Here is a 13,693-nt window from a genome sequence, read left to right as displayed (position 1 = left end):
TTTCGCGCTCTGACTCTCTGGTGAAGAGAGGATGCGCTTGGGGCCAAGTTATCTGGTCCAAGCGCCGACTCATTGATTGTAGGGCTAAACCGTCTCCATGGCTTCCAACTGACGTAGCTGCTGGTAGAGGAGTCCCGCCTGGGTGCGATTGTTGACTGAGAGCTTGCTCAGTATTGCAGAAACGTGCTGCTTTACTGTGGTTTCCTGAATGTGCAGTTCATAGGCGATCTGCTTATTCAGTTGGCCATCGGCGAGCAAGGACAGAACCTTAAGCTGCTGTGGCGTCAGCTTGGCCAGGCGGGACGCCAGTTGATGGGCAGGGTCGGGCTGGGCCGTTTGTGTCGCTGACTCTGGTAACCAGGTGTGACCCTGAAGGACCTGATTGATCGCATCTGCCATGGTTGCGACATTGACGGATTTTGGGATAAAAGCACTGGCACCAAAGGTCAGGGCCCGCCGCATAATGGTCGGGTCGTCCTCCGATGAGACCATGATCACCACTAGGTCGGGAAAGGCATTGAGCAGACGGATCAACCCGGTGAAACCGTCGTTACCGGGCATATGCAGATCCAGAAAGACCAGCTCCAGATCATCATACTGCTGGGCAAAGGCGATGACCCCGTCCAGGCAGTCGGTTTCCTGCAATTCGCTGGCGGGTAAACACTGCTGCAGTGCCTGGTTCAGGGCACTGCGAAACAGAGGATGGTCATCGGCAATAGCGACGCGATTGGGTTGCATACTTCCCTCCTTGGCCCTTGGGCTTTCCTGGCCCAGAGGATCTCCAGAATTACAATCGATACCCAAGTGTCAGGGTAAAGGTCCGTGGATCTATGTGGTAGGACGTGACGACGCTGCCAAAGTCGTAGCCCGCTACCCGTGCTTGTTGATCGGTCAGGTTCTTGCCATAGGCTCCTAGCGACCAGTAGCCGTTACTGCTGTACCAGGTCACGCCCACGTCCACCAGAGTATAGGCATCTTGATCGAGCAAGGGGTTCGGGGTTTCAAACAGGGTACTCTCCCCCCGGTAGTTGGCACTGCCGGTGAAAACCAGATCGCCAAAGTCGAAGGTATGGGCGTAGTTCAGTGCAAAGCGGCCGCTCCAATCCGGGGTGTTGGAGACGACGACCCGATCCGAAATGTCGGTACCTTGGTCGATCCATTGGGTGATCTCTGCATCTAGGTAGCCAAGGATCAGATCGGCGGTGAGTCCTTCGGTGATCAGCAGCGAGGACTCGAGCTCAATGCCCCAGGTACGTGCCTGACCGGCATTGAGTACCCGCTGAACGATGTCCGTGGCATCATCCGAGGGCTCCTTGAACTCGCCGACGATGATCTGCATATCCTGATAGTCGTTATAAAAGCCCGCGAGGTTTAGGCGGAGTCGGCGGTTGAACATCTCACTCTTGAAACCCAGCTCATAGGCGTCAACGATCTCCGGATCGAAAGGTTGCGCGGCCTTGGGATCGATGGACAGGTTGCCTCTGGGATTGAAGCCGCCACTCTTAAAGCCCCGACTGAAACTGGCGTAGAGCATGAGATCGGAGGAAACCCGATACTCCATGCCAAGGCGGGGAGAGAAGTTGCTCCAGCCGTCATCATTTTCCCAATCTGAGATGATTTGGCCCAGGAGGGTGACCCGGTTGTTACCCACCTTGTCATCCCGGGTATAGCGCCCCCCCAACGTGGCAGAGAGGTCATCGGTGAGGAAATAGGATCCTTGCAGATAAGCCGCGTAGCTCTTGGTTTTCACACAACCGCTATTGCTGAGGACCCCGTTGATCTCGTAGTGGCCACAGGCATCGCCATTAAAGTAGTAGAGGCCGGCGATCGATTTTAGTCTGTCACCCAGATAGCTCGCCTGGAGCTCATGGGTTTGCTGAGTGTCATCGTAGATCGCAGGAACATCCACCAGACTCTGCTGCATGGAGTCCATGTCGATATGGGTGCTGCTGTCGTTGTCACGCCAGGAATAGATGTACTTGCCGGTCCACTCAGGGCTAATCTCCCAGCGGCTCGTCAGGGCCACCCCTTTGGAGCGAACCTCATTGTCCGTGGACAGACCCGATTCGGAATCATAGAGATCGGTAAGGGGGGGCTTTTGCGCCAGATCCGGCAGCAGGCGGTGGCCGCCCTTGGCGTTGGAGTCATCCTGAGTCTGATCATAACTGAGCTGAAACTTGAGGGTGTCTGTGGCAGAAAACTCGGTGTTTATCCGCCCGGCCCAGACGTCCTGATCGTAGTTTTCCTCGCCCTGATTGAGGGGGCCAAGATACTCGCCAAACCCATCCCGAGTGAGTCGGGCCAGGCCAATGCCAAGATGCCACCTGTCCTGGATAATGGGAGCCTGCCCGTTGAATTTCACATCCATCTGGTTGTAGGAACCATAGCTGGCTTTGACGTCGAAAGCGGGATCGCCGTGCAGCTCCCGGGAAACGTATTTGACTGCTCCCCCTATGGTGTTTTTGCCGTACAGGGTACCTTGTGGTCCCCGTAATACTTCGATGCGACTCACATCATAAACACTCATGACGGCCCCCTGAGGGCGGGCAATGTAGACGTCGTCAACGTAGATCCCGACGCCGGGCTCAAAGCCCCAGATGGGATCCTGCTGGCCTATCCCACGGATATACGCCGTCAGGGTTGTATTGGTCCCTCGGCTTACCTGCAATGTCGTATTGGGTGAGATCTTCTGGATCTCGGTGAGCAGCTCGATCCCCGTTTCCTCCATCTGTGTATCCGTGACGGCGGTGACGGCCACCGGTACTTGTTGCAGGGTCTCTACCTGACGCCGGGCGGTGACTTCAATGCGTTCGAGTCCCTCATAGAGACCCTCCTCGGCTGCTATGGCATAGGGTGTGAGAGCCGTCAGGATTGCCAGGGACACGGCATTGAGTTTGGGCAATTCCATTATCAGTTCCTTTGATGGACATGGAAATTTCGACGTAGCTTGTTGCTCAAGCTACCAGTGGCTAAAGCAATAAGGATCTGTACCATAGTAGTATTCGTCTCGTCACCGACTTTATTAACAATGCACTGAGATCATTGATTAAAGGGATGAAAGCAGATGACAGCCAAAGTGGCGTTGATCACAGGAGCCGGCTCCGGGATCGGTATGGCGGTTGCCCGAAGCCTGGCTCAGGCTGGATGCCGGGTCGTCCTGGTCGATCGGGATGAGGCTGCGGTCAAGGGGCTGGCAACAGAGCTAAGGGGGATCCCTTATCCCCTGGATTTAACTCAGGACGGCGGTTGTGAACGTATGGTGCGGGAGTTGGTGGCCATGGGACTGGCGGTGGATATTCTGGTCAACAACGCCGGTTTTCAGCACGTATCCCCCATCGAGTCCTTCAGTGAGACGGCCTGGGCTGAGATCCTCAAGGTGATGCTGACAGCACCGTTTTTGTTAACGAAATATTGTTGGCCCCATATGAAGGCAAAAGGGTGGGGACGGATCATCAACCTGGCGTCGGTGCATGGCTTGATCGCCTCGCCCTATAAATCGGCCTATATCGCTGCCAAGCACGGCTTGATTGGCCTAACCAAGACGACGGCCTTGGAAGGGGGAGAATTTGGGATCACGGTGAATGCCGTGTGCCCTGCTTACGTGCGGACTCCGTTGGTTGATGAGCAGATCCTGGCTCAGGCGGAATTCCATCAATTGGAACCGGACCAGGTGGTCTCTGAGATCATGTTGGCGCCAGCTGCGATTAAGCGTTTGATCGATCCCGAGGAGATCGGCGCCATGGTAAGCTATCTGTGCAGCGAATCGGCACGTAGTATTACCGGAGCCAGCCTGACCATAGATCTGGGTTGGACGGCGCGCTGATCAGAATGCGCCTCCATGTTGCTGATCTTGTACGCACCGAGTATCGATCTTGACTAAGATTAGGATCTGTTAGGGCAACAAGGATCTCGTTCTATGTCGGCCAAGGATCGCCACCCCATCACAACCCATCTCACTCACGAGCAGTTATCTCGCCTGGAGCATCTGACTTTGATCTCAGGCTTCATGACTGTGGAAGATTACATTGCTTACTTGATCGCCGCGAAATGCCTGGAACCCGATCCTCGGGAATTTCTGGTGTTAGATCTCCATGAAGAGATTGAGCAAGCTTGCAGTTTGTCGGTTGCGCATCAGCGCGACAGCGTCGCATCGAGCCAGACCAACCGATGATCCGATGAGGCGCGCCGATTGCGGATCAGCCGGTGTAATGGGTCGCCGGCCCGGGGCCAGAACACACCGCCTCCGGTGATCGTGAGTCCAGAACGACTGGGAAGCACATAATCCACCCTGGCGCCCCAGGAAGCCGTATGACTGGCTGCGAAGGGGTTGTCAGGGCGATGTGCCAAGCCGCCTCGGCTGGTCGGGGTGAAGTCGGCGTTGATCCTGGGGTGGTTAAGCAACTGCTCAATGGCGCCGGGGCGGCTGCGTCCTTCATCGGGCGACGCGTTATAATCGCCTAAGATCACGAAGGGTCGGCCCGTTGCCAGTCCTCCCCGATGACCCAGATCATCCATCAGATACTCCCACTCCCGTTCATCAATATAATTGGCCCACAGGCGGATCTCGTCATAGTTACGAGCGCCATTACGCCCCTCACGGCCATCAAAGGCGGGCGGGGTTGGGTGTGCGGCGAGCAGATGCAGCACCTGTTGATCCAGTTGCACAGGAAGATCCCAGTGAGACTTGGAAGAGAGTCGCAGGCCCTGCCAGGTTTCTGGCTTATAGAAGGGCTTGCCATCTGGGCCAATAATGGGCTGAGCGTCCGGCAGGGTATGCCATTGCAGAGTGCGAAAGGAGCGTGCCTGTTGGGGCAAAAGGGGGTAACGGGAGAGCAAGGCCATGCCATATTGGCCGGGATAGTGGCCAAATCCCCAGGCATCGCCACCGGTACCTGAGGCGATGCCATCGCCATCGATGTCGTAGGGACTGGGCACCCCGGTATTAACGGGGCCGACATGGTAGTAGGGGTAGTCGATGGGCTGGGCCCCGCTCTGGCTTTTGTGCAGATAGTGCTGGATAAAGGCACCGATCCCCTCGGAGGGATCGGCGATATAGTCGAATTCGTTAAGCAGAAGAATGTCCGGGCGGATCCGTTGAATGATCTCGGCGATGTTTCGAATTTGAAGATTTCGTCCGGTTGCCAGGTGTGTGCGCAGTGCATCGGGATCCAAGGCCGCATCCGGTGAGGCAAGGTAGTTACTCGCTTCCATACTGACGTTAAAGGTGGCGATCCGCATGGCGTTCCTCGTTCTGCATTCTGTCTTGGTCCCACGCCTAGGGTAGACTGAGTCCGCAGATTGTCCCCTGAAATACCCGATTCAAGCAAATGGTGAATAGAAAGTGCCTTCTGAAACAAGAAGTTGTTCGTTGTCATAGGGGGCTAAGGTAGAGTAGGAAAGCTCTCTATGCTCGGGGAGACCGAGTCACACGGGGTGGTGGCGGCGATGCAGGATGGAAGGAACGCATGACGGGACAGGCTGAGAGCCGGGTACTTTCCTGGCTTTGGGGATTTCTCTCCCCCTATCGGATCCGAGTGGGGTTGGCACTGACAGCCTTGCTGGTGGGATCGGCCACCTGGCTGGTTTTGGGCCAGGGGATCCGCCTGCTGGTGGATGAAGGTTTTCTCAGTGGCGATCCTGCGGCCCTCAATCGTTTGATGACCCTGGTGCTGATCATCAACTTTATCGGTGGTTGTGCGGTGTTTGTCCGCTTTTACCTGATGACCTGGCTGGGCGAGCGGATCAGTGCCGACATTCGAAAAAGTGTGTTTGAACGCCTGCTGCTGCTCTCCCCCGAGTTCTTCGAGCGAACCCGAACCGGCGAAGTGATCTCCCGCTTTACCGCCGACACCACGGTGCTGCAAACCGTGGTGGGGATGAGCCTGTCCATGGCGCTGCGCTCGGCATTGACCTTGATAGGGGGACTGGTGATGATGAGCATTACCAGTGCCAGTCTGACCCTGATGGTATTGTTTGCCGTGCCCGTGGTGTTGGGTCCTATCTTCTTTTTTGGCAAGCGGGTACGGAGGTTGGCAAAGGAGAGTCAGGATCGCGTGGCGGATCTCGGCGCCCATCTCGATGAAACCCTGCATGAGATCCAGACCGTCCAGGCCTATGGCCACGAGTCGCTCGATAGAGACCGTTTTGCCATTCGGGTCGAAAGCGTCATGGCCACCGCGCGACGCCGGATCCGCTATCGCTCGGGCCTGATCGCCTGCGTGATGATCCTCTCCATCACTGCCATCACCCTGGTGAGCTGGAAAGGGGCGCTGGAGGTGATGGCCGGCACCATCACTGCCGGTGCCCTGACCGCCTTTATGTTTTACGCCGTACTGGTGGCCGGTGCGGTGGCCACCCTCAGTGAAGTGATTGGCGAGATCCAGCGGGCGGCGGGTGCCAGTGAGCGGTTGCGTCAACTGATGGCGACCAAGCCCGCTCTGCAGACTCCGTCTTCACCACGGCAACTTCCCAGTCCGATTCAAGGCGCACTGCGCTTTGAAGGGGTTGACTTTGCCTACCCCGCTGCACCAGATGTGAATGTCCTATCCCAGTTCTCTTTGTCAGTACGACCGGGTGAGACGGTGGCGTTGGTCGGGCCCAGCGGCGCCGGCAAGTCGACCCTGTTTCAGCTGTTGAAGCTGTTTTATCCGCCTGGGGCCGGGCAGATCTTACTGGATGGGGTCGAGAGCAGGGCGTGCGATCCCGAGCATTGGCGTCGTCAATTTGCCCTGGTTTCCCAGGAGCCGGTGATCTTTGCGACCTCGGTGCAGGAAAATGTGCGCTATGGCCGTCCCGATGCCAGCCTTGAGGAGGTCCGTGCTGCCTGTCGTGCCGCTCGGGCGGAGGAGTTTGTTGAGGCCTTACCTCAGGGCTATGACACGGATCTTGGCGAGCGGGGAGTGCGCCTCTCCGGCGGGCAGAAGCAGCGCATCGCCATTGCCAGGGCGATCCTGGCGGATAGGCCCATATTGCTGTTGGACGAGGCGACCTCGGCGTTGGATGCTTTGAATGAAAAGTGGGTTAAGGAAGCGCTGGAGACCCTGATGGAGGGCCGCACCACCTTGATCATTGCCCATCGACTGGCCACCGTAGTGCGTGCCGACCGTCTGGTGGTGATGGCAGGGGGGCGGATCCGTAATATCGGTGATCATGCCAGCCTGTTGAAAACGGATCCCCTCTATCGTCAACTGGCCCAGTTGCAGCTATTGGGAGAGGAAAAGCTCAGCCAGGGAAATATGGCTGAGCAATAGGCGAACGGTTCAGTTGGCGGAGGGTAACGGCGTACGCCTTATCGCTGGTACGCCGCCATCTCGGGTTCAAGGGGGGATTACAGCTGGATCTTGCCCTCTTCAGCGGCGACGACATAGCCCCGGAAGAACTGGTTCAGGGTTTTGGAGATGTGCTTCTCCAGGAGTTCGGCCGCCAGATCCTGGCCGATGGAGGTGCTATCAAACTGGCCCCGTTCGTGATCGATCTGGTCCTGGACACGAAACACGTCGTGATACAGCTCTGTTCCTTGGCGATCTTTGAGGCGGTAAGTGACCTCGAAATCGGCGATTATATTGTACTCGGAGGATGCTAAGCCCAAGGTTAACAGCGACTTTCCAAGGCTTTTCATTGCTTCATAATCTGAGTAGGCCGGGCCTTTCTTGTCGTAGGCAACCAGCTCTGTGGTCAGGATGTAGTCGGGATCTTCATTGGGCGTGAAGGCGGCTTCGGCGGGCAACTGATCGATCATCAACTGCTTGAACCGACTCAGGACTCGGGCTGCGCCGACCGAGATCTTGGCATCTTTGATGGGAACCAGGGCTTGTTGTGTCGCGGCGGTAAAGAGTCCCGGCTCCGGCTGGCTGTACCAGACATCGTAAGCAAACTGCTTGCCGGTAAAACCTTGCCAGTCGATCACTTGGGTTGGTTCGACCTCGACCTTGCCGTGGCTGGCACAGCCGCCCAGTAACAGGAGTCCGATGGCGAACAGGGTGTGGTATCTCAACATACTTTCGTCCTTGTGTGAGGAGTGACGGGTTATTGCATCCTTGCACTGTCGATACTGCATTCGACAGTCATTCCAATTTGCCGTTGAGTTGATCCTTTGTCCAGAATTTCTGTCTAAGCTGGCTGCAGCGCTCGCTTTCACTGCCCTGTCTTTTTGCTTCTGGACCCTGTGCGCATTTGTTTCCAGGGCCTGGCATTGCAGGGGGGTGTTAACGAGGCTTGTGTCACAGGTAACAATCCTGTTGCTTGCGATTGGGAGTGATTACCGTATTCTTGTCGCCCATAGAGACAGTGGACAAAGATCCATACTGAAAATAAAGGACATTCCAGATGATTGATTCGAAATTGCCTTTGGTGGATCTGCACCGCCATCTCGACGGTAACATCCGGCCTGCCACCATCCTGGCACTGGCTCACCAATATGGGCTTGCCCTGCCTGCCAATGATCTGGAAGGGCTCAGGCCCCATATCCAGATCACCGACAATGAACCAGATCTGATGAGCTTCCTGGCCAAGGTTGATTTTGGTGTCACCATGCTCAAGGACTACGACGCCGTTTACCGGGTGGCTTATGAGAACGTCGAAGACCTGAAAACTGCCGGGATCGACTACGCCGAGTTGCGCTTTTCCCCTCACTTTATGGCCCGTACCCATGGATTAAACATGGAGGGGGTGATTGAAGCGGTGGCAGATGCGGTACGTGCTGGCTGTCGCCAGTGGGGGGTTCAGGCGCAGTTGATCGGGATCTTGAGCCGGACCTTTGGTCCAGATGCTTGTCATGGCGAGCTGCAGGCGTGCCTGGCCCATCGGGACAAGTTGGTGGCTTTGGATCTGGCTGGTGATGAACTGGGACAGCCCGGGGTGTTATTTGAGGATCATTTCCGCCTTGCCCGGGATGCCGGTTTGCGGATCACCGCCCATGCCGGTGAAGCTGGCGGGCCGGAAAATGTCTGGCATGCCATCGAGAAGCTGGGTGCTGAGCGCATCGGCCATGGCGTCAAGGCGGTAGAGGATCCCAAGCTACTGGAATACATGGCAAAGCATAAGATCGCCTTCGAGACTTGCCTGACGTCCAATGTTCAGACCACCACGGTCACCGCCATCGCCGCACATCCAGCCCGTCATTTTCTGGCTGCAGGTGTGCCCGTGACTCTGAATACTGACGATCCCGCCGTCGAAGGCATTGAACTGCGTCACGAGTATGAACAGGTTGCCGGCTTGGCCGGACTCACGGCGTCGGATTGTCATCGGATCCAGCGCTACGGCGTGGAAGCCGCCTTTTTGTCCGCTTATGACAAGCAGGCATTGCTGACGGCAAAGGCCCAGTAACAAGGCCGCTTCGCTGCATCGGCAGTGATGGTTGTGGGGCAATGTTTCCCGGAATGGGGTTGGCGGGCACGGGAACCATGAAGGTCCCCGGCCGCCAATGTCGAGCCTGACTGAGATTTGACTGAGTCAGGCTCAACTCAACCGCTCAATTCAATGGCCTTAGTCAAAGCCAATCAAATAGGTATCTACGCTGAAGCTTAGCCCAGTTTGTGGTCCCCCGGTGCTGATCACCAGTTGATTATTCAGGGTACCGAATCCGGGACCGTGAGTCGGAGCCTGAGCATTGCCCAGGGTCTTCCAGCTATCGGTTTGTGGATCGTACTGCTCAACGGAGTTATACACCCCGCTCGAGGAGTCGGCATCGTCCTCTCCGCCTATAACCTGAAGTTTACCGTTCGCGGTACCCACGGCAAATGCCCGGCGTCCATCGGTCATGGGATCGGCATTTGACCAGCTGTTATTGTCCGGATCGTACACTTCCATACTGGCTAGGCTGCCGTTGACCGTCGTACCGTTGGCCAGGCGTTCCCGTCCGCCGAGCACATAGAGTTTACCATCGAGGACGGCGCTACCTGGATTGTCCCTTGTCTGGCTCATCGACGGGCCACTTCGCCAGCTGTTATTGCCCGGGTTGTAGATCCACAGGGTGTCGACCGAGGCCCCCGAGTCTGTCATGCCTCCAGCGATGTAGATCTCGCCGTCGAGGCTCTCGGCCCGGATCCCGCCCAAGGCCACAGGCATGTCGGCAACGGCACTCCAGCTGTTGCTGGCAGGATCGAAACGCCATGCATCGTTAACCGCACCACTGAAGGCGGCTGTCGAGCCACCAAACAGGTAGAGCTCGCCATTATGGTTCACCAGTGCCGGGTTCTCGACCCCCGGACCAGGCTTGGCCGCCAGTTCACTCCATTGGCCGGTGGTTGGATCGAAGGCATAGTGGCTGGTGCGGGGACCACTGCCATTTTTGCCCGCCACCAGATGCAGGCGGCCATTGAGCACGGCACTGCCCGCATCGACCAGGGCGACCGGAGCATCTGTGGTAGCCAGCCAGCAACCCGAGTTGACGAGGGCCATGACCGCGATGCGGTTGGCACCAAACTCGGCGACGTAGAGATCCCCCTGATGTTCGCTCAGTACCAGGGGATCCACCAGATCGAAGCCGATCTTCTCCTTGAGCAACACCTGATCGCCACTTTCATTGAGAACGAGCCGTTCGACGCCATCGTTCTTGGAGTAATTGGTGTACATCAGGTTGCCCTGCAGGGCACCACAGGCACGACTGGATCGGTATTCGATCAGGCCGTTTGCCGACAGATTGTTACCCAGGGTGTATGTAGGCGGTTCGTAGTTCGACAATGGATTGACGCCCTGTAAGCTGCCGTCTTTGAACACGCACTCGTCCCGGCTGGGATTGGGGTGACCGTAATACTGACCGGATTCGAGCCGGAAGAGCAGATCGGGCTGAACCCCGGGATTATCGCCCCCTTGAGAGACGGGGCGCGGATCGCCAAACCCGGAACAGTCAGGGGTCGGCCTGGGTGGGAATGCGCCGGTGACCCCTAGACCATTGTCCGTAGCATAGGCTTCCCCGTTGCTGTGGAACACAAAGTCATAGCTGTTGCGCAGTCCGGTCACCCAGTTGTCCACATCACAGGGATTGGGGCCGAAGATATTGGGGCTATTATCACAACTTCCGTCGAAGCCGGAGGCGAAGACATCGGCCACCAGGATAGCGGCAGACAGCGGCTGTTCGGCGCGATCACCAAACTCTGTGTCGGCGATGGCAGGGTCCACGGCAGCGCCTGCTCCCGTGATCCCACCGATGGCGATATAGAGTCGATCGTCCGGCCCAAAGTGCAGGCTGTTTGGACCGTGGTTGGCCTTGGCACGGGGCAGCCCCGTAATGATGGCTTCAGCATTCTGCCAGTTGTTGCCGCTGATCCGAGTCACGATCCCGCTGTTGATCACCCCGTCATCCACCGAAGGACTGGAGTGGTTCAGCCACAGCGAAAAGCCATTGGGGTCGGAGGGGGTGTCATGGTGGACCGTGATCCCCAAGGTCATCCTCGGGCCATGCAGATCCGTGAGGGCGTCGATCACCACGTCGCTGCTAACCGTGCGATCCTCGTTAAAGGTCAGTTCGTGGATGGTGCCAAACAGTTCGGTGACATAGAGTTTGCCATTGGGTCCCCAAACCATGGAGCTTGGGAAACTCAACGCATGGGTGGAGATCTTATTGAAGGACCATTCGCCGTTACCGGGGATCGGGCCACCGCCGTTGCTGTCATCTTCGACAATCTCGAAGAATTCAAAGGTGTAGGGTAGGGCGCTGTTGGCGTTCCTGTGGCTGGTCATCAAGCCGGTGAAGGTGCGAGTGCCGATCTGGGGATCGATCCCGGCGGCATCGAAGCTGAAGAACTCCGCCGGCAAAGGAATGGTGGCCAGCACGGATTCACCGCCGCCATTGATGCTGACTCGACCTTGCAGTGTCAGATCGTCTGGGTTGGCGATGAGCACTAATTCCAGGGTTTGGCCCGTCAGATCGCCCACCGTGGTGCGATCGGCTTGTTGGCGCACACCGTTCCACTCGTACAACATTTCAACGTTGTTGATGCCGTTGGCGGAGAGCAAGACCAGTTTGACATAGTGATCTTCACTGAATCCGAACCAGAGCCCCGCCTGTTCATAGTTGCTGGTGCCGTTGGGCGGATCCACCAGTTGTGTGCTGATCCGTGCCACCTGATTGGCACCGGCAAAGCCGACACCCAGTGCGTTGTCCAGATCATTATCGCCGAGATACTGGAGGCCAGCGGTGCTGGTGATGGTAAGACGCTCGGTTTGCTGGTTAAGATCCAGCCGATCTGCCAGGTAACCGACGCCATTGCTGCTCTCTTGCAGGAAGGTGAATCCAGTGCCATCACCAAGTCGGTCGTTCAGCCCCCCGGCATCCTGGTCGAACTCCAGCCTGAATGGCAGGGTGACCTTGATCTGCTCGCAGATCACCAGCCCACAGTTGGATCCACCGCCGCCATCGGCAGTTACGGTCAGGGTGACGGGTACGTCCACCGGTAACGCACCGTTGGCCTCAAAACGAATGGTTTCGTTGTAGCTCCCTTCGTTCAAACTGGTGCTGTCGATCTGGACTGTGGCCAGTGCCGGTTGGACTCCGTTATCGATAATGACGTTGAGCCACTCGGCACTTTCGCTGGCGGAGACGACTAAGGGGGAGTCATCGGACGCACCAACCGAGACCGACCGGGTTTGCAGACCCTGCCCCTCGGTGGCACTGACACTCAGCGCCGAGGGCGTGGCCTCTAGTGTCGTGATACCTGAATCTACGGCAAAGCTGGCGCTGATCACCAAGGGACCGGAATCGGTTTGCACCTCGGCGGTCACCGGGTAGCTGCCCGAGGCCAGGGTGCTGGTGTCGAAGGGGCGGGCATTGCCATTCCCCTCGGTGCCCATCATGTCATAGGGTGCCCGGTTTTCGATCTGGCTCGGTGTCCCATTGGGAGAGCTTTGATTAAAGAAGAAGCGCACACGGTTGATGTTATTCTCGGGTTCGACAAAGACATAGATATTGCCGGCCAGGGTCTGTCCGGCCAACGGGACGGCGCCACTGCGATCAGCCTGCTGACTGATTTGGAGGCTGTATGGGCTGTTGCCATCAACGACACTGAGCGAGACCGAAAAGGTTACATCGGGAAATCCCGAGGCCTCTGCCGTCAGGGCCGCGTTGTAGTTACCGGCGGTCAATGCGCTGCTGTCGATCTGATAACCGATCTCGACAGGTGTGGTCCCTGAGCTTTGTGACAGCATCAGCCAATCCGCATCACTGGAGAGCGTGACACTGTAGGCTGCGCCATCGCTGGCTTCGAGCGTCACCGAGTCATTGCTGCTTTGGCTCGGTGGCAGGGTGTAGCTGGCCGAGCCGGGAACGAAACGCAGGGACAGTGCCTGCTGGTTATCGACAGTGAAGTCGGCCCGCTCTTCAAAGATGCCACCCGAGGTCGGGGTGATCTGGGCGACGACGTAGTGGCTGCCATCCGCAAGGCTTGCGGTGTCAAACGGGTTGCCGACGTCTTCATCTGTGCCTGCGAAATCGTAGGGGGCGAAGTTTTCGGTCTGGAAGATGGGGCCGCTGCTGCCATTATCCAGATAGAAGCGCACTCGGCTGATGGCCTGACTCTCTTGATAGAAGATGTACTGGACACCGGAGAGACTGGCGCCATCGAGCGGTTGGGAGTTGCTTCGGTCCGGACTGCTGCTGACGCGCAGTTCAGCCTGAGAAGGCATTGAAATTGCGAGTAAGCCAAACAACAGAATTGGCAAAAGAGTAACGCCCCGGATCCACATAATTTGGTTCTCC

9 protein-coding genes are annotated in these 13,693 nt (G+C 57.4%); 4 read left to right on the top strand and 5 right to left on the bottom strand.

The window, feature by feature from the left end:
- Positions 1 to 84: 84 nt before the first annotated feature.
- Entirely contained in the window at positions 85 to 738 is a 654-nt protein-coding gene (locus tag AC2D8U_RS06785; protein ID WP_484618300.1) for a response regulator transcription factor, read from the bottom strand.
- Positions 739 to 787: 49 nt separating this feature from the next.
- A complete protein-coding gene (locus AC2D8U_RS06780; RefSeq protein ID WP_484618299.1) occupies positions 788 to 2,908 on the bottom strand; it encodes a TonB-dependent receptor in 2,121 nt (706 codons plus the stop codon).
- A gap of 156 nt (positions 2,909 to 3,064) precedes the next feature.
- On the opposite strand from AC2D8U_RS06780, the gene AC2D8U_RS06775 reads away from it, so the two are divergent.
- Both AC2D8U_RS06775 and AC2D8U_RS06770 read left to right on the top strand, forming a co-directional pair.
- Positions 3,065 to 3,823 carry a 3-hydroxybutyrate dehydrogenase gene (locus tag AC2D8U_RS06775; protein WP_484618298.1) on the top strand — a complete coding sequence of 253 codons (759 nt, stop codon included), beginning with the start codon at positions 3,065 to 3,067 and terminating at the stop codon, positions 3,821 to 3,823.
- A 93-nt stretch (positions 3,824 to 3,916) separates the two neighbouring features.
- Positions 3,917 to 4,171, top strand: a complete 255-nt coding sequence (locus AC2D8U_RS06770) for a hypothetical protein (RefSeq protein ID WP_484618297.1) — start codon at positions 3,917 to 3,919, stop codon at positions 4,169 to 4,171.
- Here AC2D8U_RS06770 and AC2D8U_RS06765 read toward each other — a convergent pair.
- Positions 4,132 to 5,238 (bottom strand): endonuclease/exonuclease/phosphatase family protein, encoded by a 1,107-nt coding sequence (locus AC2D8U_RS06765; RefSeq protein ID WP_484618296.1) that lies wholly within the window; start codon positions 5,236 to 5,238, stop codon positions 4,132 to 4,134. The genes AC2D8U_RS06770 and AC2D8U_RS06765 overlap by 40 nt on opposite strands.
- Positions 5,239 to 5,465: 227 nt before the next feature.
- Here AC2D8U_RS06765 and AC2D8U_RS06760 point away from each other — a divergent pair, with 227 nt between their 5' ends.
- Positions 5,466 to 7,250 (top strand): ABC transporter transmembrane domain-containing protein, encoded by a 1,785-nt coding sequence (locus tag AC2D8U_RS06760; protein WP_484618295.1) that lies wholly within the window; start codon positions 5,466 to 5,468, stop codon positions 7,248 to 7,250.
- A gap of 77 nt (positions 7,251 to 7,327) precedes the next feature.
- On the opposite strand, the gene AC2D8U_RS06755 is transcribed toward AC2D8U_RS06760, so the two are convergent.
- On the bottom strand, positions 7,328 to 7,996 hold the full coding sequence (locus tag AC2D8U_RS06755; RefSeq protein ID WP_484618294.1) for a hypothetical protein: 669 nt from the start codon (positions 7,994 to 7,996) through the stop codon (positions 7,328 to 7,330).
- Positions 7,997 to 8,325: 329 nt separating this feature from the next.
- On the opposite strand from AC2D8U_RS06755, the gene add reads away from it, so the two are divergent.
- The gene (add, locus tag AC2D8U_RS06750) at positions 8,326 to 9,324 is read left to right on the top strand and encodes an adenosine deaminase (protein ID WP_484618293.1); all 999 of its coding nucleotides are present in this window, start codon (positions 8,326 to 8,328) and stop codon (positions 9,322 to 9,324) included.
- Between the two features lie 159 nt (positions 9,325 to 9,483).
- Here the strand turns inward: add and AC2D8U_RS06745 are convergent, their stop codons facing one another.
- Positions 9,484 to 13,620, bottom strand: coding sequence for a Kelch repeat-containing protein (locus AC2D8U_RS06745; RefSeq protein ID WP_484618292.1), 4,137 nt, complete (start codon positions 13,618 to 13,620; stop codon positions 9,484 to 9,486).
- Positions 13,621 to 13,693 lie beyond the last annotated feature (73 nt).

It is taken from the genome of Ferrimonas sp. YIN67, from assembly GCF_057219095.1.
The sequence above is the reverse complement of the archived record's forward strand: the minus strand, read 5'-3'. Positions and strand labels throughout refer to the sequence as shown.